At 57.7% G+C, this 23,834-nt stretch carries 24 protein-coding genes; 16 read left to right on the top strand and 8 right to left on the bottom strand.

What is annotated here, in order from left to right; genetic code table 11:
* The 3 genes from Q0239_RS10040 to Q0239_RS10030 all read right to left on the bottom strand — a co-directional run.
* On the bottom strand, positions 1 to 564 hold a 564-nt coding region (locus tag Q0239_RS10040; protein WP_298602096.1), incomplete at its 3' end, for a GGDEF domain-containing protein.
* Positions 565 to 844: 280 nt separating this feature from the next.
* Positions 845 to 1,660 carry an SH3 domain-containing protein gene (locus Q0239_RS10035; protein WP_298602093.1) on the bottom strand — a complete coding sequence of 272 codons (816 nt, stop codon included), beginning with the start codon at positions 1,658 to 1,660 and terminating at the stop codon, positions 845 to 847.
* Between the two features lie 836 nt (positions 1,661 to 2,496).
* Positions 2,497 to 3,045, bottom strand: coding sequence for a hypothetical protein (locus Q0239_RS10030; protein WP_298602089.1), 549 nt, complete (start codon positions 3,043 to 3,045; stop codon positions 2,497 to 2,499).
* 174 nt (positions 3,046 to 3,219) lie between these two features.
* Here Q0239_RS10030 and Q0239_RS10025 point away from each other — a divergent pair, with 174 nt between their 5' ends.
* A complete protein-coding gene (locus Q0239_RS10025; RefSeq protein ID WP_298602086.1) occupies positions 3,220 to 4,347 on the top strand; it encodes a sensor histidine kinase in 1,128 nt (375 codons plus the stop codon).
* Positions 4,344 to 5,102, top strand: coding sequence for a LytTR family DNA-binding domain-containing protein (locus tag Q0239_RS10020; RefSeq protein ID WP_298602083.1), 759 nt, complete (start codon positions 4,344 to 4,346; stop codon positions 5,100 to 5,102). Before Q0239_RS10025 ends, Q0239_RS10020 begins: the two co-directional genes overlap by 4 nt.
* Positions 5,103 to 5,134: 32 nt before the next feature.
* On the opposite strand, the gene Q0239_RS10015 is transcribed toward Q0239_RS10020, so the two are convergent.
* From Q0239_RS10015 to thiS, 3 genes are all read right to left on the bottom strand, one after another.
* Positions 5,135 to 5,452: a UrcA family protein gene (locus tag Q0239_RS10015; RefSeq protein WP_298602081.1), complete on the bottom strand. Its 318-nt coding sequence runs from the start codon at positions 5,450 to 5,452 to the stop codon at positions 5,135 to 5,137.
* 274 nt (positions 5,453 to 5,726) lie between these two features.
* Entirely contained in the window at positions 5,727 to 6,503 is a 777-nt protein-coding gene (locus Q0239_RS10010) for a bifunctional sulfur carrier protein/thiazole synthase protein (protein WP_298602078.1), read from the bottom strand.
* Positions 6,504 to 6,513: 10 nt separating this feature from the next.
* Positions 6,514 to 6,741: a sulfur carrier protein ThiS gene (thiS, locus tag Q0239_RS10005; protein WP_298602076.1), complete on the bottom strand. Its 228-nt coding sequence runs from the start codon at positions 6,739 to 6,741 to the stop codon at positions 6,514 to 6,516.
* A 77-nt stretch (positions 6,742 to 6,818) separates the two neighbouring features.
* Between thiS and aroQ the strand changes: the two genes are divergently transcribed.
* The 10 genes from aroQ to Q0239_RS09955 all read left to right on the top strand — a co-directional run bounded on the left by aroQ (position 6,819) and on the right by Q0239_RS09955 (position 16,872).
* Positions 6,819 to 7,259, top strand: coding sequence for a type II 3-dehydroquinate dehydratase (aroQ, locus tag Q0239_RS10000; protein ID WP_298602073.1), 441 nt, complete (start codon positions 6,819 to 6,821; stop codon positions 7,257 to 7,259).
* Between the two features lie 37 nt (positions 7,260 to 7,296).
* Positions 7,297 to 7,761, top strand: coding sequence for an acetyl-CoA carboxylase biotin carboxyl carrier protein (gene accB, locus Q0239_RS09995; RefSeq protein WP_298602070.1), 465 nt, complete (start codon positions 7,297 to 7,299; stop codon positions 7,759 to 7,761).
* 9 nt (positions 7,762 to 7,770) lie between these two features.
* Positions 7,771 to 9,120, top strand: coding sequence for an acetyl-CoA carboxylase biotin carboxylase subunit (accC, locus tag Q0239_RS09990; RefSeq protein WP_298602067.1), 1,350 nt, complete (start codon positions 7,771 to 7,773; stop codon positions 9,118 to 9,120).
* The gene (locus tag Q0239_RS09985; RefSeq protein WP_298602064.1) at positions 9,096 to 9,782 is read left to right on the top strand and encodes a M15 family metallopeptidase; all 687 of its coding nucleotides are present in this window, start codon (positions 9,096 to 9,098) and stop codon (positions 9,780 to 9,782) included. The genes accC and Q0239_RS09985 overlap by 25 nt, the downstream gene beginning before the upstream one ends.
* Before the next feature lie 129 nt (positions 9,783 to 9,911).
* Complete coding sequence (locus Q0239_RS09980) at positions 9,912 to 10,775, top strand: RcnB family protein (RefSeq protein WP_298602062.1); 864 nt, start codon at positions 9,912 to 9,914, stop codon at positions 10,773 to 10,775.
* A 147-nt stretch (positions 10,776 to 10,922) separates the two neighbouring features.
* Positions 10,923 to 11,633: a 2OG-Fe(II) oxygenase gene (locus Q0239_RS09975; RefSeq protein WP_298602059.1), complete on the top strand. Its 711-nt coding sequence runs from the start codon at positions 10,923 to 10,925 to the stop codon at positions 11,631 to 11,633.
* Between the two features lie 107 nt (positions 11,634 to 11,740).
* Positions 11,741 to 13,558, top strand: coding sequence for a DUF885 family protein (locus Q0239_RS09970; RefSeq protein ID WP_298602057.1), 1,818 nt, complete (start codon positions 11,741 to 11,743; stop codon positions 13,556 to 13,558).
* Positions 13,559 to 13,618: 60 nt separating this feature from the next.
* The gene (locus Q0239_RS09965) at positions 13,619 to 14,113 is read left to right on the top strand and encodes a rhodanese-like domain-containing protein (protein WP_298602054.1); all 495 of its coding nucleotides are present in this window, start codon (positions 13,619 to 13,621) and stop codon (positions 14,111 to 14,113) included.
* A gap of 108 nt (positions 14,114 to 14,221) precedes the next feature.
* Positions 14,222 to 15,754 (top strand): DUF1570 domain-containing protein, encoded by a 1,533-nt coding sequence (locus tag Q0239_RS09960; protein ID WP_298602051.1) that lies wholly within the window; start codon positions 14,222 to 14,224, stop codon positions 15,752 to 15,754.
* Positions 15,755 to 15,813: 59 nt separating this feature from the next.
* Positions 15,814 to 16,872: a fatty acid desaturase family protein gene (locus tag Q0239_RS09955; RefSeq protein WP_298602048.1), complete on the top strand. Its 1,059-nt coding sequence runs from the start codon at positions 15,814 to 15,816 to the stop codon at positions 16,870 to 16,872.
* On the opposite strand, the gene Q0239_RS09950 is transcribed toward Q0239_RS09955, so the two are convergent.
* Both Q0239_RS09950 and Q0239_RS09945 read right to left on the bottom strand, forming a co-directional pair.
* Positions 16,850 to 17,830: a magnesium and cobalt transport protein CorA gene (locus tag Q0239_RS09950; protein ID WP_298602045.1), complete on the bottom strand. Its 981-nt coding sequence runs from the start codon at positions 17,828 to 17,830 to the stop codon at positions 16,850 to 16,852. The genes Q0239_RS09955 and Q0239_RS09950 overlap by 23 nt on opposite strands.
* Positions 17,827 to 19,401, bottom strand: coding sequence for a lysine--tRNA ligase (locus Q0239_RS09945; RefSeq protein ID WP_298602042.1), 1,575 nt, complete (start codon positions 19,399 to 19,401; stop codon positions 17,827 to 17,829). Before Q0239_RS09945 ends, Q0239_RS09950 begins: the two co-directional genes overlap by 4 nt.
* 42 nt (positions 19,402 to 19,443) lie before the next feature.
* Between Q0239_RS09945 and Q0239_RS09940 the strand changes: the two genes are divergently transcribed.
* The 4 genes from Q0239_RS09940 to Q0239_RS09925 form a co-directional block, all read left to right on the top strand.
* Complete coding sequence (locus Q0239_RS09940) at positions 19,444 to 22,179, top strand: ATP-dependent DNA helicase (RefSeq protein WP_298602039.1); 2,736 nt, start codon at positions 19,444 to 19,446, stop codon at positions 22,177 to 22,179.
* A complete protein-coding gene (locus Q0239_RS09935) occupies positions 22,176 to 22,721 on the top strand; it encodes a histidine phosphatase family protein (RefSeq protein ID WP_298602036.1) in 546 nt (181 codons plus the stop codon). The genes Q0239_RS09940 and Q0239_RS09935 overlap by 4 nt, the downstream gene beginning before the upstream one ends.
* Positions 22,718 to 23,242 (top strand): GNAT family N-acetyltransferase, encoded by a 525-nt coding sequence (locus Q0239_RS09930; protein ID WP_298602033.1) that lies wholly within the window; start codon positions 22,718 to 22,720, stop codon positions 23,240 to 23,242. Before Q0239_RS09935 ends, Q0239_RS09930 begins: the two co-directional genes overlap by 4 nt.
* 77 nt (positions 23,243 to 23,319) lie before the next feature.
* The coding region (locus Q0239_RS09925) for a circularly permuted type 2 ATP-grasp protein (RefSeq protein ID WP_298602030.1) at positions 23,320 to 23,834 on the top strand (515 nt) is incomplete at its 3' end.

The following is a 23,834-nucleotide window of genomic DNA, read 5'->3' as shown; positions in this document are numbered from 1 at the left end:
AACCCCCCCCCGGTAAAAATTGGCCTTTTTTTCCCCGCCCCCCTCGGAATTTAAAAGCCCCTCGCGGGGGGGCGACACCCCCGCCCGAAGACCTCCGCCCGCTTGGCGGGGGGCACCGCCGATACTGACGGTAAGATTGATGTCATGTTCGGCATATCTGGCAGGCGTACTGCGAACGCTTTCCAAGATCGATTCCGCTATTTCAGCTGCTTTGTGCGCATCTGTAGTTGGCAAAAAAACGCCAAACTCTTCGCCGCCAAGTCTGGCCACGACAGCTTCGCTCCCAGCGCCCCATTCGATGTTCTGGGCAATCTGGATCAGCGCTGCATCGCCACCGGCATGGCCAAATGTGTCGTTGACGCTTTTGAAGTTATCCACATCGACCAGCAGGATGTAGCCATCGTCCTTGCTCTCGCGCACATAATCCATGAAGTATGATCGGTTCAGCAATCGCGTGAGGCTATCGTGCTTGATGGTTTCCTTCACCATATCCAGGATATTTTCCATTTTGGCGATGGTATTGAGGAGCATCATAACGATCGGAAAGAGGATCGCAAAAATCACGATTGCACCCAACAGCAAATTGGCTTTGCCCACCTGAGCAGCAAAACCATCGACCAGCATAAAGCCGATGACCGCTGTCGCCAATGGCAGGACCATTACGCCGCATTTGGCAATCAATGACGATTGCGCACGAGCAGACAAAGCCGGTCTTGTTGGCCGTCGATAAGGATTGGACGTGTCCATGCCAGCAATGTACGAAAGCGTAGTTAAGCTTTCGCCTACATAGTGTAACAATTAGTAACGGTCTTGGCGGCGCAACAACGCTGCCAATCCCAACGACTCAAATTTGCGCGAGTTGCCACCCGCTAACATTGTCAGGGCAAGCCTTGAAATCCTGGGTGGATTTTTCGCCATTGGCCAGCACGATTTCCTGTCTGATCACACGGCAGCCAGGCTGAAGCGTAGCCGCGTTCTGGACGAGCAGTGGTGCCGAAACATAACCGCGGGCCACGCCATTTTGCGCAACAAGCAACCAAGGCGCATTCAAGGTTCCCGCTACAACTTCAACTTGTTCGCCAGCATGCAATGTTCCGACAATATCGGAGGATGTGGTCGGAAGAGACCGGAGGTTCACACGGCCATTAGACACAAAAATGCCCGATCGGCCGTCATATTGGGAATAGGGCATCACATTGGGCGGGAACCGCAAGCCGTTCAATGTCGAACCGGCGACAACGGTCGCCGACCCATAAGCACCGGTTTCAGAATTGTTCCATTGCTGGGACTGTCCGTTGGCGGCAGCTTGCTCAAGCGCCTTTTGGGCTTTGCGCTGGTCGCCGATCTGCAATTTACACCCGATCCAGCTACCCAAAGCCGCGCCGGCAGCTCCTCCGACAATCGTACCGAGCACGCGCTTGCCCTTGATAACCCTATTACCAGCGATGCCCCCAACGACACCGCCGACTGCGGCTCCAATTTTCTGCTTCGAGCCTTCAGCGGGACATGAAAACACGCCCGCTGCCTTACCGACATCTTGCGCAACATTGGCACCGTCCACATTCGGGACGGCAACCTTGGGAACGGTGACTTGGGCCGACGCCTGTGCGGACAACAGCAGTGACAAAGCGAGCGCATATGGTGAAATTGCTTTATGCATGACAAAAACTCTCCTTCCATCAAATTAATTGATGATCGAATATGTCGACTGTCATGAACGCGGCGCAACGTCACCCATATGGTTACAAATATTTACTGAATATCTGTTATTGGGTGAGAACGACGATGGAAGATGTCAAGTGGCCGACGGCGTTCTCGCCGTCGGCCTGCGACCCAAAGGCTATCTACATGCTCTAAAGTGGGGCAGTGGAGCTGTGTCCAGCTTGCGAGCACTTCCTTTGTAGCAAGACGGAAATAGCAGCTCGAAATGGCACGGCCAGTAAATTTCCGCAAATATTTGTAACGGTTACGAAGGAGGATTTTCATCTAACTTCGCCCCTGATCGATGGTGAATATCTTGCATTGCCCCGTAGCGCTCCGATTGAACCTTTGTCGCCAAGGTCTGACGCACCGAGGGCGCTATGGTGGTTGCGACGGCTTGCGTTGCGATGGTTGCCTAAAGCCGAGGCGTGTCGGCTTTTTCGAGACTGCACTGACAAGCATAACCGCTTCGTCAGAGTGCGGACGAAACCGCTCACGACGTACGCCGCACCCGACGGGAGCTAGTCCAGCGGGCTAACGGGGCACTCCTTCAGCCACCCCCCATGTCCAGCTCACTATGTGCCATGGGCCCGCTTTGAATAGTTGCTGGAGAACGCATAATCGATTCGGTCAAGGCAAAGCTATTTCCCAAGCACAAGATGAAATGGTGATTACCCGGTGATTGCTGAGGGGTATTTTGACCCGATCGAACCGCCTGAAAATACAAAGGAGTCAATGAGATTAGTTGCCATTGGGCCTAAAATCTGGTATTTCCGCTATCGCCGGAAATAGCGCCTAACGGGCAACTGTTGCATCAACCTTTTCAACCCATTCGGGAAAAAAGCGCGGTGCGCGCTTTGACCAGCCCGGCGCGGTTGCAACGGCTTCGCTGATCGATTGCAGCAACAATTTGCGCCGTTCCGGCTGGAGATGCGGCATTGAAGCCGCGGCGCAGAATGCCGCCGGAAACCATGGACGCGCCTCTGCGCCGACCAGCCGTTCATACAAAAAGCGAAAGGCTGCAAATCCGTCGATGCGTCCCTGACCAAGGTCAAACGCCGATACGGTCGTCAGCGCCGCCATAAAAGGCTCTGCATCCTCGATCGAACTGCTGTCCGGAATCATCGCCCGAATATCCGGTAGCCGATCATAAAAACGATATTGGGCCTGGATACTTGCAGCTTCGACGATATCGCGCGACCAAAGCTCGATCGCGTCTTTACGATCAAAGGCCACATCTAGCGAACGACGAATATAGCGCTGGCTCGCTGCGCTGAAACTCGCAAATTCCTTGATCTCAGCGAAAGTCAGCAATCCCGGTGCCGAAGCGTTAGCGTTAGTCATCGTCAGGCCCCCATTTCATTTTGCCCATCTGATTCATCGCATAAATATGGTTACCGGGGCGTTAACGCTTTTGATCATCCCGCCTTCTGTGCTGCTTCGATCAATCCGGATGTAAATTCGACAAGCGGCGCGCTATGGGGGAGGCAACAAGCCATAAAGGACATATGAGGGGGTATGACCGTTTCCGTTCCAAACAAGCGCCCGCTGATGGGTCACCAGATGGCATTTTTGACCATCGTCGGCTTTTGGGTGTTCCATGCCCTCATTGTGTCACTGCGCGCTGCTGTCCTTGAATTCCCCGAACAGGGCGAAATGGCAACACGGCGCATTGCTGTGACAGTTGTAGGCATGGCGCTTACCTGGTTGCTTTATCTCATCCTGCGGCATTTCGAACGGCGCCCGTTGGGCGTGCGCGTAGCCACAGCCTTTATCGCTGCTGCGCCATGCGCTTTCGCAATAGCATGGGCCAATTATTATGTCTTCAATGTCTATGATCCGGTCAGCGTCTTTTCAGATCAGGAACTGGGCCGAAAGTTCATGGATATCCAGGCCGAGCTGGGTTTGACCGCATGGCAGGAGGTGGCGGAAATCGCGATCAGCCGTTATTTCTTCCTGATTGCCTGGGCATCACTCTACCTTGCCTTGGGCTATGCCCGCGAAGTGCGCGAGGCGGAACGGACGGCATCACGCTATGCCCAGGCGGCACAGGATGCCGAGTTGCGTTCGCTGCGCTATCAGGTCAATCCGCATTTCCTGTTCAACACACTCAACTCGCTTTCCAGCCTAGTGATCAAAGGCGACAAAGACCGAGCCGAAGAGATGATCCAGAATCTCTCCACTTTCTACCGCACCAGCCTTTCAAGCGATCCGCTTGAGGAGGTGACACTGGCGGAAGAGGTTGAGCTGCAAAAGCAATATCTGGGTATCGAAGCAGTGCGCTTTCCGGAGCGCCTGCGCACCCGGATCGAAATTGTGCCATCGCTGCTCAACGAAAAGGTACCGGCGCTCATTCTGCAGCCTCTGGTTGAGAATGCCATCAAATATGGCGTATCGCGCAGCACAAGGCCGGTCACCGTCAGCATCTCGGCAGAGGGCAGCGATGGTTGGATGACGATCGCAGTCGACGATGATGGTGAGGATTCGCCGGCTAAGGATCATGGCAATGGCATAGGCCTGGCCAATGTCCGCGACCGACTGGAAGCCCGCTATGGCGATAGCGCAAAATTGACCAATGGACGCCGACCTGATGGCGGCTTCTGCGCCAGTATCACCATTCCCATCTCTCCAGAGGATCCCGCATGACAGGGCTGCGCACGATTATTGTCGATGACGAACCGTTGGCGGTAGAGCGACTACAAATATTATGTGCTTCCGAACCGGCCATAAACCTGGTGGGTACCGCCGGTGATGGGGCAGCAGCGCTCCGTCTCGCGCAAACACTGACGCCAGATCTTATGCTGCTCGATATCGGCATGCCCAAAATGGATGGCATCAGCGTTGCTCGCGCAATCGCGTTGATGGAGAAGAAGCCCGCAATCATCTTTGTTACGGCTTATGACAATTTTGCCGTTGAAGCCTTCGACCTGGATGTCGTCGATTATATGCTCAAACCGGTTTCGGCTGACCGGTTGGGCCGCGCGATTGCCCGCGCGCAACAGCAATTGGACGGCACGGATAACGGCAGCGTCGTTGAGGATGGCGCGTCTCAGCAAGAGTCTGCAAGCGAATATGCAAGCGAGTTCTGGGTATCACATCGTTCAGAACTGATCCGCGTTGCGGCATTGGACATTGAGCGGATTGAAGCGGAGCGCGATTATATGCGGTTGCACACAGGCGGGCGCAGCTATTTGCTCCACCAGACCATATCGACGCTGGAGCAGCGTCTGGATCCGACAAAATTCCAGCGGATCCATCGCAGCCACATCGTTCGCCGCGATCTCATTTCCGGATTGCGCCACGAAGGCGGTGGCGTATGGCATGCGATTTTCCAGGATGGAGAATCGATGCGGATTGGCAGAAAATACCTCGCCGACGTGAAGAAGCTGGCTGGAAAATAACCTCCTCAACGCCGACGAGGTCGACATGCTGTTCAGTCGAGCGCGACTTTCACCTGCACGCCGTTACGGGCAATTTTTTCACGGGCCTGACGCATTGCACTCGTCTTTGCGCGCGCCTCGCAACGATCAAAGTCGAAGCGTTCATGAGCCGTTTTGACCGAAGGGAAGGCGCAGACTTTTCGCGCTGCGCGAGTGATACGCGATTTGAGCTTGGCCTGACCTGCTGAAGTCGAAAGATCTAGGTCGCCATGCTCGACGCGAATCTGGCGTTCGGCGGCAATGGTGGGGGTTGCGGCTATGCTGGCAAGTGCAGCGGCGGCAACAAGTGAAACAAATCGGGTTTTCGCCATATCAAGGCTCCTATTCTAAAATGGGCCTCTCTGATCTGGGCCCTTCGGGAGAGAGTGCAGACCGACGAGTTAAAGCGCTGGGGAGCAACATTTCATCGGTCTGCCCAATCGATATGGGGCATCCGGAAAAGCGTTTCATCAACGCTTCGACAGACGTGATGGACGGATTTACAAGTCGACAAATGACACGACGAACACGCAGCTTCACCCGACCAACTGCACATTTGCGCAATTGGCCTTCGACTAGCGACTACATCTGTAATTTATATCTGCTTCAAATGAGCCCGGCTAATGGACTCGACGGGTCCGCATACATGCGACGCCCCATGCGACCGGCCAGATAGGCCTCACGCCCCGCCTCGACGGCCAGCTTCATCGCGCGCGCCATGCGGATCGGGTCTTTGGCCTCGGCAATGGCGGTGTTCATCAGGATTCCATCGCAGCCCAATTCCATACCGACGGCCGCGTCCGAAGCGGTTCCGACGCCTGCGTCGACCAGCACAGGAACTTTCGCTCCCTCGACAATCAGGCGAATCGTGACGCGGTTCTGGATACCCAGCCCCGACCCTATCGGTGCGCCCAACGGCATCACAGCGACTGCGCCTGCATCTTCCAACTGTTTCGCCGCAATGGGATCGTCGACGCAATAGACCATCGGCAGGAAGCCTTCCTTGGCCAATATCTCGGTCGCGCGCAGCGTTTCGCGCATGTCGGGATAAAGCGTCTTTGCTTCCCCCAACACTTCCAGCTTCACCAAATCCCAGCCGCCGGCCTCGCGGGCCAGCCGCAGGGTGCGGATCGCGTCCTCAGCGGTAAAGCAACCGGCGGTGTTGGGTAGATAGGTGTATTTCTTGGGATCGATATAGTCGGTCAGCATCGGAGCTTTCGGGTCCGACACATTCACCCGACGCACCGCAACGGTGATAATTTCCGCTCCCGAAGCCACCAGTGCGGCGGCATTCTGCTCGAAATCCTTATACTTGCCGGTTCCGACAATCAGGCGCGAGGTGAAGGTGCGACCGGCAACGGTCCAGCTGTCATTGGTGCTCATGGGCAGGCCCTTAGCCGCCGCCGACAAAGTGGACAATCTCCAACTGGTCGCCTTCCACGATCATCACATCGCCATGCGTCGAGCGCGGAACAATCTCCAAATTACGTTCGACCGCGACCTTTTTCGGATTGAGGCCAAGTTCAGCGACCAGACCCGCAACCGAAAGCCCCGCCGATACGCGGTGCGGTTCACCATTGATGGTTATCGATATCATCGAAAGGGTGGCGGAGTCGGACATTTTAGCTCGCTTTTTGCTGTCAGCCACATATAGGGTCCGGCAACGACTTTAGGCAATACTCTCGACGGAAAAACGCCTTGGCTGACACAAAGCTGATCTATGTCCTCAATGGCCCCAATCTCAACCTGCTCGGTATGCGCGAACCGGAAATTTACGGGACCGACACGCTGGACGATATAGCCGGGCGGCTTGATGACCAGGCGCAGGAACTGGGGCTGGAAATCGATTTCCGTCAATCCAACCATGAAGGACATCTGGTCGACTGGCTGCACGAGGCACAGGCCGAGGGTGCGAAAGCGGTCCTGCTCAACGCGGGCGCCTATACCCATACGTCGATCGCCCTTCACGACGCGATAAAATCCATCAAGGTGCCGGTGATCGAGGTCCATCTTTCTGACCCCATGAAGCGCGAACCATTCCGCCATATCAGCTATGTTGGCATGGCCGCGCATAGTTGTTTTGCAGGGCATGGCGCAAAAAGCTATGAACTCGCGCTGGACGCGGCGGCGCGTCTCTGATTAAAGCGGCCCCAACAGGGTCAAACGGAGAATTTACATGAACGGCAAAACCGGCGGGATGCAGGTCGATACCAAATTGGTGCGCGAACTGGCCGAGTTGCTCAACGATACGGGCCTCAGCGAAATCGAGGTTGAAGATGGCGATCGCAAAATCAAGGTGTGCCGCAACATTCAGGCCGTAGCGGCAGCGCCCGTAGCAATGGCCGCAGCGCCCGTAGCGGTCGCCGCGCCGGTTCCGACAGCCGATGCTGCCCCAGCCGCCGCTCCGGCCAACGCCGTCAAATCGCCGATGGTCGGCACCGCCTATCTGACACCCGAACCCGGCGCAGCACCCTTTGTCAGCGTTGGCGACAAGGTTTCTGCTGGCGATACGCTGCTGATCGTTGAAGCAATGAAGGTCATGAACCCGATCACCGCGCCCAATGGCGGCACCGTGAAGTCGGTCTTCGTCGAAAGCGGCCAGCCGGTCGAGTTCGACCAGCCTTTGATGGTCATCGAGTAAGCGCAGACCATGGGCATCGAAAAAATCCTGATCGCCAATCGCGGCGAAATCGCGTTGCGCATCCACCGCGCGGCGCATGAAATGGGCATCAAGACCGTAGCGGTGCACTCGACTGCGGATGCCGACGCTATGCATGTGCGCCTTGCCGACGAGGCAATCTGCATCGGCCCGCCCGCAGCGAAGGACAGCTATCTAAATATCCCGGCGATCATTTCGGCCGCCGAAATCAGCCATGCCGATGCGATCCACCCCGGTTATGGCTTTCTTTCGGAAAACGCGCAGTTCGCCGAAATCGTCGAAAGCCATGGAATAGCTTTCATCGGCCCCAAGCCGGAGCATATCCGGACGATGGGCGACAAGGTTATGGCGAAGAAGACTGCCGGAGATCTTGGCCTGCCCCTGGTTCCAGGCTCCGACGGCGCAGTTTCGGAAATTAATGAAGCCAAGAAGATTGCCGAAGAAGTCGGCTATCCGGTCATCATCAAGGCTGCATCCGGCGGCGGCGGGCGCGGCATGAAGGTCTGCAACAGCCCCGACGAACTGGAAACGCTGATCCAGCAGGCTGGCAGCGAAGCCAAAGCCGCCTTTGGCGACGCGACCGTTTATATCGAAAAATATCTCGGCAACCCGCGCCACATCGAGTTCCAGGTTTTTGGAGATGGAGAGGGCAACGCCATCCATCTGGGTGAACGCGACTGCTCGCTGCAACGCCGCCACCAGAAGGTGCTCGAGGAAGCGCCGTCCCCGGTTATTTCGGCCGACGAACGCGCGCGCATGGGTGGCATCGTCGCAAAGGCAATGGCTGGCATGGGCTATCGCGGTGCTGGAACGATTGAGTTCCTCTGGGAAAATGGCGAATTCTATTTCATCGAAATGAATACGCGCATTCAGGTCGAACATCCGGTGACCGAAATGATCACCGGTTTTGACCTTGTGCGCGAACAGATCCGCGTGGCCGAAGGCCGCGGCCTTTCGGTGACGCAGGACATGCTCGAATTTCGCGGCCATTCGATGGAATGCCGGATCAATGCCGAAGATGCGCGCACCTTCGTGCCATCCCCCGGAAAGATCGGCCATTATCACGCGGCTGGCGGCATGCATGTGCGCGTCGATAGCGGCATGTATTCGGGCTATAGTGTCCCACCCTATTATGACAGCATGATCGCCAAGCTGATCGTTTACGGTCGCACGCGCGAAAGCTGCATGATGCGCATGCGCCGCGCGCTTGAGGAAATGGTCATCACCGATATCAAGACCAATATCCCGCTGCATCAGGCCCTGCTGCGCGAGCCGGATGTGATCAATGGTGATTACACGATCAAGTGGCTCGAAGAATGGTTGGCCAAGCAGGACAACTGAACCGGCGGAATTTCGTTCTCGGTGTGGCGGTAGCGCCACTTATTGCGTGCGACCGAAGTGAAAAGATTGCTCCACCGGTAACAGCCCTGCCCAAAACAGGGAACGACGATCTGGTAGAACTGGTTAAGCTGGATCCCGGCATCCGACTCGATATCCGCTACGCCACGGCCAATAACTTCACCGGCCGCCAGCTCTATGATCAGCCACGCGCCTTCCTTGTCCGACCCGCAGCCGAAGCACTGGTGCAGGCGCATCAGGCGGCGCAAGCGGAAGGCTATGGCCTCACGGTCTTTGACGCCTACCGGCCTTGGCAGATAACCAAGAAGCTATGGGATGCCACCCCGGCAGGGCCGCTGCGCAACTATGTCGCCAACCCCAAACAGGGTTCAAAGCACAATCGCGGCTGTGCGGTCGATCTGTCACTGCACCGGATCGATACCGGCCAGCTGGTTGAAATGCCTAGCGGTTATGACGAATTCACCAAGCGCGCGCATCGCGATTTCATGGATTCATCGCCAGAAGCCATTGCGAATCGCACACGACTCCAGCGTTGGATGGAGGCGCAGGGCTTTCGCGGCATATCCAATGAATGGTGGCATTTTGATTTCGCTGGCTGGGAAGCGTTCCCGATCCTCGACATTGCATTCGATGCAATTGGTTGAAATTCAGCCGTTCAGCTAAATCTCACCTTTCCTGAACATTACAGCCCCATTCAGCCTCGCGACAGCCAGAATCGGGGATAAGGGCTTTAACGGAGCGGCACAGTGCCAATCCCGCATCGGGGACCAACGATGAAGAAAATTCTGTTAATCGGTGTTGTGTCAACACTCGCTCTTTCACCTACCGCTCACGCGGCCCAATTGGCACAAGCTGGCGTCGCAATGTCTGCAACGGGCGACACATCCAATTTTGAGCGTGGTGAGAAGCGCAAGGGCGAATGGGTGCGCGGTCAAGGCCGAATCAACCGCGACGACAGCGCAGGTCGCCGCCAGCGTTCCGCACAGGATGGCGAGCGCGACGAGCGTCGTGAAGAACGGCGTGGTAACTGGAACCAATCGCAAAACCAGCAACAGGGCCAACAATGGAACCGGGGTGAGGAACGTCGCCGTGGAGAAGACAATACCCGCCGTGACAATGATGGCCGCAACTGGAATCGGGGCGATGATGATAATCGCCGCTGGAGCGGTCGGGACGATAACAACCGCACCAATGGTCGCTGGGACCGGCGCCGCGATGATGACAGTCGCCGCGATGACCGCCGCGACGATGATCGTCGTTGGGACAGCCGTCGCAATGACGACCATCGTTGGAGCGACAATCGACGCTATGACCGGCGCGACAATGATCGCTGGGATCGTGGCTGGCGCAATGACCGCCGCTATGACTGGCGCGGTCACCGCGAACGCTATCGCAGCTATTACCGCCCGGGCCGATACTACGCGCCCCATCGCAACGACCATTACCGCCGGTTCAGCATCGGTATCTATCTGGGTTCGCCCTTTTATTCGAACCGCTACTGGATAGCCGACCCTTGGTATTACCGCCTGCCACCCGCGCACGGCCCCTATCGATGGGTGCGCTATTATGACGACGTGCTGCTGATCGATGTCCGCAGCGGCTATGTCGTTGACGTAATTCACGACTTCTTCTGGTAATCCTGATCCCTCCAGAAGTTGAAGAGCCCGGGGTGCCTTCCTCCCCGGGCTCTTTTCGTTTGCGCCGCGCTAGCTTTACAACCCCTCGAAATCCAATTGCTTTGCATGTTATGAGGCAGGCGACTCATCCCCGCATGGAGCGCAAGCGTGTCCGCTGACCTTGAAGAACCGACCAAGTTCGATCCGAATAACGATCCGGCCAAGCTCGCCAAGATCGGCGCATTTGTGACCCGCAAGCTGGAGAACAACCCGCTGGTCCAGCGCATCGAAGTGCCGGATCTGCAGGTCTATGTGTATCAAGGCTTTCTGGGCAAGCGGGACTGCCAGATGCTGATCTCCAAAATCGACGCCGATGCCGTTCCCTCGACCTTGTATAAGGGTACAGAACAAGCGGGATTCCGGACAAGTTACAGTTGTCACCTCAATCGTTGGGATCCTGACATTACCCGCGTTGAGGCAAGGATGAGTGATACGTTGGGCATCGACAACAACTGGGCCGAAACGATGCAGGGCCAGCGCTATCAGGTCGGGCAGGAATTCAAGGCGCATCACGACTTCTTCCATCCCGGCCAGAGCTATTGGGATCATGAAGGCCCACGCGGCGGACAGCGGAGCTGGACCGCGATGATCTTCCTGAACGATGTCGAAGAAGGCGGTGCGACCGAATTCCCGCATATTGGTATTGGCATACGCCCGCAGGCAGGGACGATGCTCATGTGGAATAACATGAAACCGGATGGAACGATGAATTACAAATCGCTTCACACCGGAACCCCGGTAAAAAAGGGCGTCAAACATATCATCACCAAATGGTACCGGCAGAACAACTGGCTGGAATTGAACACATTGAAGGCTTGAAATTCCGGTGCGCGTTCGCGCCCTGATATCGTCCGTCTGTCGAAACCGGATTGCGTAGCGATGCCGATACCGCTTCGCAGCTATCATAAAATGCTGGAGATTTTTCGATGAATAAACGCCTTGTCCAACTGCTCGCGGCGTCGTCGCTTGCACTCGCACCTTCACTTGCATCGGCTACCGATACGGCGCCTGCAGCGGCACCCGCCGTCGAGCAGAGTGAAAACCAAAAGCTGTTTTCGCTGTTCGCCGAAGACGATGAAGCCAATCTGAAGCGCAATCCGCTCTTTGCCCTGTTCCGCGGCGACATGCGTTATGCTGACCAGTTTGGCGACTATATCAGCGACGCCTATTTTGAAGGTGAGCGCAAGGCCGCCGAGGCAAATCTTGCCAAACTCGATGGCATCGACCGGTCAAAGCTCGATGAGACTGGCCAGATTGCCTTTGACGTTTTCAAGCAGAACCAGCTCGATACGCTTAAGGGTTTGTCCAAAGAAATCATGGACCTGACGGTAGTTCGGCCGGTCAATCACTTCTCTGGATTCCACACATTTTATCCCACCTTCGCCAGCGGACAGGGTGCTGCACCATTCAAGACTGTCGCCGATTACGAAAACAATCTGAAACGCCACAGGCAGTTCATCCCGTTGATGGACGCTTCGATCGAGCGTTTCCGCCAGGGCATGAAATCAGGCGTTTTCGAAACGAAGCTGACTATTACCAACGTCATTGATCAGCTGAACACCCAATTGGCGCAGAAGACCGAAGATTCGCCCTATTACGGCCCGGTCAAGAAATTCCCGGCGGATTTCAGCGAGGCGGACAAGGCACGGCTGACCGCCGAATATCGCGATATAGTCGAAAAAGGCCTTTATCCCGCCAACCAGCGTCTGCGCGATTTCCTGCGCGATGAATATCTACCGCTGGCACGTGAAGGCGTTGGCCTGATGCACATGAAGGGCGGCGACAAGCTGTACCAATATATGGTCGAACAGACGACCACCCTGCCCCTCAAGGCCGCCGACATCCACCAACTGGGCCTTTCCGAAGTCGACCGGATCAAAAAGGGGATGGAAGACATCAAGAATGAGGTCGGGTTCAAGGGAAGCCTGCAGGACTTCTTCGAGCATCTGCGCACCGATCCGAAGTTCAAAAAGGAAAGCCGCGAGGCGCTGACCCAAGGCTATTACGATATCGGCAAACAGGTCGATGCGGTGATCGGCAGCCAGTTCAACCACCTCCCCAAGGCGCCGCTCGAGATCAAGCCCTATGAAGAGTTTCGCGAGAAATATGAGGCAGGCGGGAGCTATCAACAGGGTACGCCTGATGGCTCACGCCCTGGCACTTTCTATTTCAACGCCTATGACCTGCCGAGCCGCACCACGTCGGGCATGACCACGCTTTACCTGCATGAAGGCGCACCGGGGCACCATTTCCAGATTAGCCTTGCCCAGGAAAATGCCAAACTGCCTGCCTTCATGCGCTTTGGCGGCAACACAGCCTATGTCGAGGGCTGGGCACTTTATGCGGAAACGCTGGGCTATGACATGGGTCTGTTCAAAGATCCCTATCAGCGCTTCGGTACACTGTCAGACGAGATGCTGCGCGCGATGCGCCTCGTCGTCGATACCGGCTTGCACAGCAAGGGTTGGACCCGTGATCAGGCTATCGAATATATGCTGGCGAATAGCGACATGGGCCGCACCGATGCCACCGCAGAGGTCGAACGATATATCGCCATCCCCAGCCAGGCACTAGCGTACAAGATCGGCGCGCTGACCATCCAGAAACTTAAGGCCAAGGCGCAAAAGGAACTGGGTGCAAAATTCGACGTACGCGAATTCCATAACCAGGTGCTCAACACCGGCGCGCTGCCGCTAGCGGTGCTCGAAAAGAAGATCGACGGCTGGATCGCCTCGCAGAAGTAACGTGTTCAGCACCCGTTAAACGCCATATGGGCAGCTTTCCCCGATTGGAGGAGGCTGCCCATGCGCATTTTAGCACTAGCCCTATTTCTGCTGACTACACCATTGGCTGCACAGGATGCTGGCAGCCCTCTGATTGATTATGCCGGATTTCGCGCGCTAACCTCCGAAGTGCAACCCGTGCGATCGGAGCGTCTGGTCTCGCTCGCCCAATTCAAGGCGCGGGCTGCCCGACCTGATGTTCTGGTTCTCGATACACGGTCTGCGCAAGCCTTCAAAGAGGGGCATATTGCAGGCGCAATCAACCTCCCGCTCCCAGACTTCACCGCCGAAAGTCTGGCGGAGATCATTGGCACAAATCCCGACCGCGAGATCCTGATTTACTGCAACAACAACTTTACCAACAACCGCCGTCCGGTGGTGACGAAGGCTTTGCCACTCGCACTCAACATCCAGACTTTCATCAACCTCTACGGCTATGGATACAAAAATGTCTGGGAGCTGGGTGAGGCGGTGGACATGGACGACCCGCGCGTTGGCTGGACTTCAACCAAATAACTCGAAAAAAGCGGTAGTCCGTCAACAAGGACCTGAATTTCTGTTGTTTCCTTAAAAGTGTTTCGTCACAAGTAACCAAGGGTGGCGATTCATTTGCAGGGGGAGCTCATGTTCAGTCGTATTGCCTCATTATTTGTATTTTTGCTTCCGGCACCATTGCTGGCCGAATGGCATGAGGCGAGCAGCGACCATTTTCTGGTCATCGCCGATCAAAGCGAACGCGATGTTCGCGAGTTCACTCATCGGCTCGAGCTTTATCATTCTGCCTTGATGGAAGTCATGAAGCAACCCAATGTCAAGCCGAGCCCGTCCAATCGTGTCACCATTTTCGTCGTCAGGAGCGGTTCGGACGTACGCAAGCTGGCGGGCGATACGTCGGGTTACCTGCAGGGCTTCTACCAACCACGCGCCGGCGGATCGGTTGCCTTCATTTCGCGAGTCGACAGCGGCGGACGAGAACTGGATGACAGCGAGCGCGTCCTGTTTCACGAATATGCCCATCATGTGATGCATTCGAACAACGAATGGGGATCGCCGCGATGGCTTTCCGAAGGGTTTGCCGAATTCTATTCAACTGCACGCTTCGAACGCGACGGCGGCGTATCTGTAGGCCTGCCCGCCAACCATCGCGGATATGAACTTGCCGTCGCGCGCGATGTTCCGATTGAAGCGCTGCTCGATGCCGAAACCTACAACAAGACAAAAACCAAGGCATATGACGAGTTCTACGGCCGCAGTTGGGCACTATATCATTATCTGCTGATTTCGAACAAACGCCCGGGACAATTGGTCAAATATTTGGTCGCACTTGCCAAAGGCAGTACCGAACTTGATGCCGCACGACAGGCATTCGGCGTCCTGAAAGTTCTCGAAAGGGAACTGGATACCTATCTCCGCCAGTCCAGCTGGGCTTATTTTCGCATCGCTGGAGACAAGATTTCGGTCGGCCCGATCACGTCGAGGAAGCTGGGCGCCGCCGAGGCCGCGATCATGCCCGTCATTTTGCAGTCCAAACGTGGCGTGAACGAGGAAACCGCCAAGCCTGTACTGGCCAAGGCGCAGGCAGTTGCCGCACAATATCCCAACGATCCTGCAGTTCTTACCGCACTTGCCGAAGCAGAATTTGATGCCGGCAATCACGCCGCTGCTGTTGAGGCGGCAGACAAAGCCCTTGTCGCGAACCCGTCGCTCGTCAATGCACATGTCCAGAAAATCTATGCGCTGCACCAATTGGCCGTGGACGAAGACGAAGCCGGGGTTGTTTGGAAAAAAGCTCAGCGCGCTGTGTCGGCTCTAAACAAGATTGAGGCCGACCATCCGATTCCGCTAATCTATTATTATCGCAACCTTCAAGCTTCCGCCAAACCGATCACGGAGCTGGCGGCCCATGGTCTGGAGCGGGCATTGCAGCTGGCGCCTTATGACCAAAATGTCCGCTGGCAGGTTGTGCAGCAACTGATGAATGAACAGAAATGGGATACAGCGTATCGTATCCTCCTGCCGCTGGCGAACGATCCGCACAAACGCAGTGAAGAGAATGATGCGATAGAACTGCTCACCACGATCAAGGCGAAGCTGCAGCCGCCAAAAGCAGACTCCGCGCAGAGCGATTCGGAAGTTGTAACGACCGCTGCCACCTGACAGGTGTTTGCTGACGTAGCGGATTTGGCGGCCGGTGGAGTTAGGTGTATGTTGCACCCATGCCCGCAGTGAAAGCCGCCAATCCCCGTACGATCTTTGCCCCGGAAGACTGGAGTGCGATAACGCGCGTTTCCCCTTGGCTTGGCATTTTCCAGATCGTTCACGCATGGCTGGTGGTTGTATTGGCCGCCTTCGGTGCTGCCTGGGCGTGGGAGCAGAGCTGGTTGGCTGGCTTGGTGGCAACGCCCATTGCGCTTGCCATATTGGGTGGGCGGCAATTGGGGCTTTCAATATTGATGCACGATGGCGCGCACGGTCTGCTGCATCCGAACCGACAGGTGAACAACTGGCTGGGCCAATGGCCAAGCGGCGCGGCAACCGGCAGCGACCTCCACGCCTATCGCGCCTATCACCTGACCCATCATAAATTCACCCAGCAGCCCGAAGACCCTGACCTGTCGCTTTCAAAACCCTTCCCCACCACGCGCGCCAGTCTGTGGCGGAAGGTTGTGCGCGACCTGACCGGGCAGACTTTCTTCAAACAGCGCAGCCATCAGTTCGCCGCTGCACTGCGCGGAGTTAAGGCGATGCTGCAAGGCGAAAGCGACGCGAATGATGGCAAGCGCGATACCAGCGCAGGCCGCGCGTTCAACCTACAGAGCCGCAGCGGTATCGATGCGCCGGTCGCGAATATCGAAGGCGCAAAGACGACGGCACGCACCGTGGGCCGTTTCCTGCTTGTGCAGTTCATCCTGCTTGCGGTTTCGCTGACCTTTTGGGGCTGGTTGCCCTTCCTGCTGTGGCTCGCGGCTCTGGCGACGACATTTCAGCTATTCCTGCGCATCCGCAACATCGCCGAACATGCCTGCACCACCACCGGCAGCGACGATCCCTTCACCCATGCGCGCACCACATATGCGGGCCTTCTCGAGCGCGCGACCGTCGCGCCCTATTGGGTGAACTTTCACAGCGAACATCACCTGTTCATGGGCGTACCCTGTTACAGCCTGCCCCACGCACACTCCTTGCTCGGCAAAGGCGGCTATCATGAAAAGATGACGATCGAGCCGAATTACCGGTCGGTCTTGCGGCGAGTTACAGCCAGCCCGACCGCTTAAAGCGGTAATAGAGCGTCCCGCAAATCACGAACATCAGGCCAAGCACGGCGGCATAGCCATATTTCCAGCGCAATTCGGGCATGAAATCGAAATTCATCCCGTAAATTCCCGCGATCGCGGTCGGTACGGCAAGGATCGCGGCCCATGCCGCCAATTGCCGCGTAATCACGCCTTGCCTTTGCTGTTCAAGCAAACCGCTGGTTTCGATGACGCTGGTGAGCGTATCGCGCAGCCCCGCCACGCGATAATTCACGCGGCGGACATGATCGGCAAGATCGCGGAAATAGGGGTCGATATCATTATCGAGCTGCGGCAGATCGATATTGACGAAGCGGTTGGCGAGATCTTCCATCGGCCCCAATATCCGCTGCAGCCGGAAAAGGTCACGTCGCAACGTAAAAAGCCGCGCTGTCTGCGCACGGTTGAGGAAAGATTCGAGCGCCTGATCCTCCATCGCCAGAACCTGCTCCTCAAGAATATCGATCACATCAAAATAGCCGTCGACGATGAAGTCGAGGATCGCGTGCAACACATAGTCCGGCCCGTGCTTCAGCAACCAGGGCGTCGCCTCTAGCTGCTGGCGGATTGGCGCATGGCTGCGCATTGAACCGTGGCGCACGGTGATGATGAACTGGCGTCCGACAAATATCGCGGTGTTGCCATAGGCAATGCGGGTGCCGCCGTCGGTCCCTTCAAGATGCACCGTGCGCACCACAACGAACAGCGTGTCGCCATAGCTTTCCATCTTGGGCAGGTGCCGCGGATCGAGCGCATCCTCGACCGCCAGTTCGTGCAGCCCGAAATGCTGCTGGATCGTCTTGATCGTGGCGGCATCGGGCTCATGCAGCCCGATCCAGATGAAATCCTCTTTCCTCTCCAGCGTCGGGATCGGCTTGGCCAGATCAATGTCGGTCAGCAGCCGCCCGTCACGATAGATGCGGGCGGCGATAACGCTCATGCAAGCGCCTCTGCAATCAGCTTCCTCGTATTGGCGATGCCATAAAGCGCGATGAAGCTGCCCATGCGCGGGCCAGCGCTCGAACCCAGTAGCGTCTCGTACAGCGCCTTGAACCAGTCACGCAGATTTTCAAACCCGCCAGTCTTGCCGATTTCATAGACGATATTCTGGATATCCTCAGCAGGTGCATCGGCGGGGAGCGGCGCGAGTTCAGCATCGAGCCTCTTCAGCGCCTCAACTTCTATGCCCTCTGCCTTACGCCGTTGCAGCGTCGGCGCGACATGATCGCGGTTATAGGCCAGCGCAAGGTTGATGAGGTTCGCCAATTCCGGATGCGTCGCAGCGGTCGCATCGGGCACATAATTGCCGAGATAGCCCCACACTTGCGGCGCAGTCGCATGCGGCCCCATCACACCGGCAAGGTTAAGCAGCAGCCCGAACGTCACCGGCGGCACATCCGCGGGCACTTTGCCGTTGTGGATATGGTGCACGGGATTGCCGAGCTTTTTCTCGATTTCCTGCCCCGCATAGGTGCCACGGAACTGGAAATATTCATCAACTGCGCGCGGAATCACGCCCAGATGAAGCTGCTTCGCGCTCTTGGGTTCGCGATAGGCGTAGAAGGCAAGGCTTTCCTCGGTGCCGTACGACAACCAGTCCTCAAGGCTGAGGCCGTTGCCCTTCGACTTCGAAATCTTCTCGCCCTTTTCGTCGAGGAACATTTCGTAGATCAGCCCGTCCGGCTTGCGGCCGCCCAGTACCTGCGCGATCTTGCCCGACTGGATGCCGCTGTCGGTCAAATCCTTGCCATACATTTCATAGTCGACGCCTAGCGCAACCCAGCGCATCGCCCAGTCGACCTTCCACTGCAGCTTCGCCTGCCCGCCAAGGATCGACTGGGTGATCGTCTCACTCTCATCCTCGAACGACACCAACCCTGCCTCGGCATCAACCACCGTCACCGGCACCTGCAGCACCACACCCGATTTGGGGCTGACCGGTAGCACCGGCGAATAGGTCGCGGCGCGTTCGGCACGCAGCGTCGGCAGCATGATATCCATGATGCCCTGATAGTTACGCAACACACCCTTCAGCGCCTCGTCAAACTGGCCGCCTTCATACATCGTCGTCGAAGAGACAAATTCATATTCGAAGCCGAAACGGTCGAGAAATTCGCGCAGCATCGCATTGTTGTGATGCGCAAAGCTCTCATATTTCTCAAACGGGTCGGGAATGCGCGTCAGCGGCTTGCCCAGATGTTCGGTGAGCATCGCTTGGTTGGGCACATTGTCTGGCACCTTGCGGAGGCCATCCATGTCATCGGAAAAGGCAACCAGCCGGGTCGGCATGTCGGCCATTTCCTCCAATGCGCGGCGCACCATCGTTGTACGCAGCACTTCGTTGAAGGTGCCGATATGCGGCAGGCCCGACGGGCCATAGCCGGTTTCGAACAGCACGGGGGCGCCGCCGGGCTTGCCCTGCGGAAAGCGTTTGAGCACGCGGCGCGCTTCTTCATAGGGCCATGCCTTGCTCGCCAAGGCTGCCGTGCGAAGGGCCGGGTCGACGCTCATTCCTGTTTCCTTTACGTTCCAAACTTGCCATGTATGGCGTTTATGGCCCCTCCCCTAGCCTTTCCTGCGCTTCATGCAAGCCATGCTGGCATCTGGATGGCGTCCCCCGACGGCGAAACGCGAAGGATAGGAAAGGCCGAAGCGGTAGCGCGGGCGGCCGAAACGCCCATTATATTGCTGAACGCCCCGCTGGTGGCTCAGCGCTTGGGCTATGCCGAATTGTCCGGGCTGGATTTGCTCGAACTGTTGGCCTTTGTGCATCCGGCGCGCTTTGTGGTGCCGACAGCAAAAGGGTTATCAGAATTTCTGGGGCTGGATGAACCTTCCGGCGATGATGCAGTCGCTCGCCTGTTGCTGTCTGCAACACAAAAACTGCTGTCAACGCTCACAACCCCCAGCTGGCCCGAACGCGAAGGGGCCTGGGATGCGGCGCAGGCTTTGACGCGGCTTCGCTGGCCGTGGGCGCGGGCGGTCGCGGACCTGTTGCCCAAGCCGGAGCAGAAGGAACGGTGGCTGTTTTCAAAACTGCCCGAATGGGAGGAAGCGCCGCAGCGCACGCCGCCGCGATCGGTGGTGCTCGATAGAGAAGCGGTCGAAACCCAACTCACCCGATTGACCGGCAGCGGTGCCGAAATCCGCGAAGGGCAGCGCGCCTTTGCCGCCAGCGCGGCGCATATTTTCGATCCGCGGGCGCGCAAAGGTGAACCCAATATGCTGCTCGCCGAAGCAGGCACGGGCATCGGCAAGACACTGGGCTATCTCGCGCCCGCATCGCTATGGGCACAAGAGGCCGATGGTGCGGTCTGGATATCAACCTATACCAAGGCCTTGCAGCGGCAGCTGGTTAGCGAGGCACGGAGGGTTTATCCCGACGCGCAGCAGTTCAAAGAAAAGGTCGTCGTCCGCAAAGGGCGTGAAAATTATCTCTGCCTGTTGAACCTTGAAGATGCGCTGCAGGGCGGTTTTGCAGGGCGGGCTGCGATCCTTGCGCATCTGGTGGCACGCTGGGCTGCCTATACCGCTGACGGTGACATGATTGGGGGCGATCTGCCCGGTTGGCTGCCGACCTTGTTCCGCCGCAACGGTTCGACAGCGCTGACCGACCGGCGCGGCGAGTGCATCTATGCTGGTTGCCCGCATTACCGCAAATGCTTCATCGAACGTGCAGCCCGATCTTCGGTGCAGGCCGACATCGTGATTGCCAACCATGCGCTGATGATGGTCAACGCAGCGCGCGGGCGCGAAGAGGCGAACCGGCCGACGCGGATCATCTTCGACGAAGGCCATCATCTGTTCGACGCTGCCGATTCGACCTTTGCCGCTGCCTTGACCGGCGCAGAGATGATCGAGATCCGCCGCTGGATCATCGGCCCCGAAGGCAAGGCGCGCGGTCGTCGGCGCGGGCTTTCGGCACGGCTTGCCGATGTCGCAAGCTATGACGAAGAAGGCGGCCTTGCCATCGAAGCGGCGCGCGAGGCGGCAGAGGCGCTGCCCGGCGATGGCTGGCTGGGCCGCGTCAACGAGGGCGTTCCATCAGGGCCCGCTGAACGCCTGCTCGCCGCTGTGCGTACCACGGTCTATGCCCGCGACGAAGGGCAGGCCGAAAGTGGCTATGGCCTCGAAACCGAATATGCCAATCTGGATGCGCATCTCATTGAGGCGATTGCCGATTTGATGAAGGCGCTCGAAGCACTAGTCAAACCTCTGATGGTGCTGGGGCAGCGGCTGGAGGCGATTGTAGAGGATGCACCCGACTGGCTCGATAACGCCGCCCGCGCGCGCATCGAAGGCGCGATGGCGAGCCTGGGCTGGCGCGTCGATACCCTTCGCGGCTGGATCGCCTTGCTCGGGCGCGGTGGTGGCCCTGCTGACCCAGACTTTGTCGACTGGCTGGCGGTCGATCGGGGGGAGGGCCGCGAATATGATATCGGCATCCACCGCCACTGGCTCGACCCGACACGACCCGTATCGAGCGTCGTTCTGAAGCCAGCGCACGGCATTCTCACTACCTCAGCCACGTTGCGGAGCGGAGGGGACTGGGACACCGCAGAGGCCCGCACCGGGGCCGCGCATCTCGAACATAAAGTCGAACATTTCTCTGCACCCAGCCCGTTCAACTATGCCAACCAGGCGGAGGTGCTGGTGGTCACCGACATTGCGCGCGGCGATATGCCTGCACTCGCCGGGGCCTATTCGGCGCTGATTTCGGCATCACAGGGCGGCGCGCTGGGGCTGTTCACCGCGATCAAGCGGCTGCGCAGCGTGCATGCCCGCATTGCCGACCGGCTGGCGCGCGACGGGCTGCCGCTCTACGCCCAGCATGTCGACCCGATGGATACCGGCACGCTGGTCGATATCTTCCGCGACGATCCACACGCCTCCCTGCTCGGCACTGACGCGCTGCGCGACGGGATGGATGTACCCGGTCACTCGCTGCGGCTTGTGATCATGGAACAGGTACCCTGGCCACGTCCGGATATTCTCCACAAGGCGCGGCGGCTGATGGGCGGTGGCACGGAATATGACGACCGCATCATCCGCGCGCGGCTTGCCCAAGCATTCGGTCGCCTGATCCGCAAGGCAGATGACAAGGGCCATTTCGTGCTGCTCTCTTCCGCCACGCCCTCACGGTTGCTGACCGCATTTCCTGCAGGAACGCCCATCCACCGCGTCACCCTCGACGAAGCAGTGCGGCGCATCAAATCCGGTCTTTCGCCTGCAACAAATTTCGGGCAGGGGAGCGCGCAAGAGATTGAGGACGAGGATATCCCCTTTTGACGAAGACGCTTTACCTGCTGCGCCATGCCAAGTCAGGATGGGACGATCCGGTCGCCCGCGATTTTGACCGGCCGCTCAACAAGCGCGGCGAGAAGGCTGCGCGCACGATCGGCCAATGGATGGCCCCCAACGGCGTGACATTTGAGCATGTGATTGCCAGCCCCGCCGTGCGAGTCATCGAGACGCTCGACGGCGTCTGGGCGGGCTACGGCCGAAAGATGGAACCGACTTGGGAACGGCGCATATATCTGGCGTCGAGCGCTTCCGTGCTTGATGTGCTGCGTGAGGTCGACGACGCGCATGATATAATATTGGTGGTTGGCCACTGCCCTGCAGTCGAAGATTTGGTGTTCGATTTGGTACCCGACGATGGCAGCTCGCCTTTGCGCGATGAAGTAGAGATCAAATATCCGACAGCCGCACTCGCGCAGCTCGAAATCCCGATCGACCATTGGGCCGACATTGGAAAGCCTGTTGCGCATCTCAAGCGCTTTGTCCGCCCGCGCGACCTCGATGCCAGCCTTGGGCCTGACGAGGAATGACACCGATCCTTTGGCGATACGCAGAAGCTGGCGATGCCGAGGCGCTCTCACTGCTCGGGCAAGCGACCTTCCTAGCCACCTTTGCCTTTGACCATCCCGGGCCCGCGCTGATCAAGTTCCTGAAGGAGCTGCACAGCCCCGAATTCTACGCAGCCAAGCTGGCCAACCCCGATGTTGACATCATCATCGGCGAAACCCCTTTGGGCGCGCCGGTGGCTTATGCCTTGCTGTGTCCGCCCGAACATCCCGATTTCCAGCGTGAAGGCGATTGGGAACTGAAGCGAATCTATCTGCTCGGGCCTTGGCAGGGTGGCGGAAACGGGGCCGCATTGCTGCAACACGCGATCGATATCGCGCACAAAAGACAGGCACGCCGACTGTTGCTCGCCGTTTATGAAAATAACGACCGGGCAGTGGCCTTCTACAAGAAGCATGGATTTTCGAGGATCGGCGACACGATTTTCATGGTCGACGATGTCAAATTCAGCGACATGCTGCTTGCCCGCGACATGACCATGTAAAATCATGCCTGCACATTTATTGTGCAGTTGCGAAAAGCACTTGTGCGCTGCCTAAATTTTTGACAGCTTCGTGATTCATGGAGCAGCCCACACCGGCTTTTGACGAAATGTTGCGCCCCGATGGCAGTGCCCGCGGCGCCTATTCCGATTACGCCGCATGGTTTGACGGGCAACAGCTTGCCGCGCTGCGCAAGAAAGCCGAAGAGGCCGACGCCGTCTTCCGGCGCACCGGCATCACCTTCAACGTCTATGGGGCGAATGAAGCCGAAGAGCGGTTGATCCCCTTTGACATTGTGCCGCGCATCGTGGGCGCCAAACAATGGAGCAAATTGTCGCGCGGCATCGAACAGCGGGTGCGCGCGATCAACGCATTCCTGCATGATATCTATCACCGGCAGGAAATCGTCCGTGCAGGCCGAGTTCCCGAAGCCCTGATCGCAAAAAACAGTGCCTTCCTGCCCGCGATGATCGGCTTCACTCCCCCGGGCCGCGTCTATACCCACATCGTTGGTATCGACCTTGTCCGCACCGGCGATGACGAATTCTATGTGCTGGAGGACAATGCGCGCACGCCTTCGGGTGTGTCCTACAT

Origin of the sequence: uncultured Sphingorhabdus sp., from assembly GCF_937872355.1 — a bacterium.
In the GTDB taxonomy this organism is placed as follows: Bacteria; Pseudomonadota; Alphaproteobacteria; order Sphingomonadales; family Sphingomonadaceae; genus Sphingorhabdus_B.
The sequence above is the reverse complement of the archived record's forward strand: the minus strand, read 5'-3'. Positions and strand labels throughout refer to the sequence as shown.

Excerpts from the sequence above, each read along its gene's own strand:
- Q0239_RS10035 (WP_298602093.1), bottom strand. The coding sequence starts at position 1,660 with ATGCATAAAGCAATTTCACCATATGCGCTCGCTTTGTCACTGCTGTTG.
- Q0239_RS10030 (WP_298602089.1), bottom strand. The coding sequence starts at position 3,045 with ATGACTAACGCTAACGCTTCGGCACCGGGATTGCTGACTTTCGCTGAG.
- Q0239_RS10025 (WP_298602086.1), top strand. The coding sequence starts at position 3,220 with ATGACCGTTTCCGTTCCAAACAAGCGCCCGCTGATGGGTCACCAGATG.
- Q0239_RS10020 (WP_298602083.1), top strand. The coding sequence starts at position 4,344 with ATGACAGGGCTGCGCACGATTATTGTCGATGACGAACCGTTGGCGGTA.
- Q0239_RS10015 (WP_298602081.1), bottom strand. The coding sequence starts at position 5,452 with ATGGCGAAAACCCGATTTGTTTCACTTGTTGCCGCCGCTGCACTTGCC.
- Q0239_RS10010 (WP_298602078.1), bottom strand. The coding sequence starts at position 6,503 with ATGAGCACCAATGACAGCTGGACCGTTGCCGGTCGCACCTTCACCTCG.
- thiS (WP_298602076.1), bottom strand. The coding sequence starts at position 6,741 with ATGTCCGACTCCGCCACCCTTTCGATGATATCGATAACCATCAATGGT.
- accB (WP_298602070.1), top strand. The coding sequence starts at position 7,297 with ATGAACGGCAAAACCGGCGGGATGCAGGTCGATACCAAATTGGTGCGC.
- accC (WP_298602067.1), top strand. The coding sequence starts at position 7,771 with ATGGGCATCGAAAAAATCCTGATCGCCAATCGCGGCGAAATCGCGTTG.
- Q0239_RS09985 (WP_298602064.1), top strand. The coding sequence starts at position 9,096 with ATGGTTGGCCAAGCAGGACAACTGAACCGGCGGAATTTCGTTCTCGGT.
- Q0239_RS09980 (WP_298602062.1), top strand. The coding sequence starts at position 9,912 with ATGAAGAAAATTCTGTTAATCGGTGTTGTGTCAACACTCGCTCTTTCA.
- Q0239_RS09970 (WP_298602057.1), top strand. The coding sequence starts at position 11,741 with ATGAATAAACGCCTTGTCCAACTGCTCGCGGCGTCGTCGCTTGCACTC.
- Q0239_RS09965 (WP_298602054.1), top strand. The coding sequence starts at position 13,619 with ATGCGCATTTTAGCACTAGCCCTATTTCTGCTGACTACACCATTGGCT.
- Q0239_RS09960 (WP_298602051.1), top strand. The coding sequence starts at position 14,222 with ATGTTCAGTCGTATTGCCTCATTATTTGTATTTTTGCTTCCGGCACCA.
- Q0239_RS09955 (WP_298602048.1), top strand. The coding sequence starts at position 15,814 with ATGCCCGCAGTGAAAGCCGCCAATCCCCGTACGATCTTTGCCCCGGAA.
- Q0239_RS09950 (WP_298602045.1), bottom strand. The coding sequence starts at position 17,830 with ATGAGCGTTATCGCCGCCCGCATCTATCGTGACGGGCGGCTGCTGACC.
- Q0239_RS09945 (WP_298602042.1), bottom strand. The coding sequence starts at position 19,401 with ATGAGCGTCGACCCGGCCCTTCGCACGGCAGCCTTGGCGAGCAAGGCA.
- Q0239_RS09940 (WP_298602039.1), top strand. The coding sequence starts at position 19,444 with ATGGCCCCTCCCCTAGCCTTTCCTGCGCTTCATGCAAGCCATGCTGGC.
- Q0239_RS09930 (WP_298602033.1), top strand. The coding sequence starts at position 22,718 with ATGACACCGATCCTTTGGCGATACGCAGAAGCTGGCGATGCCGAGGCG.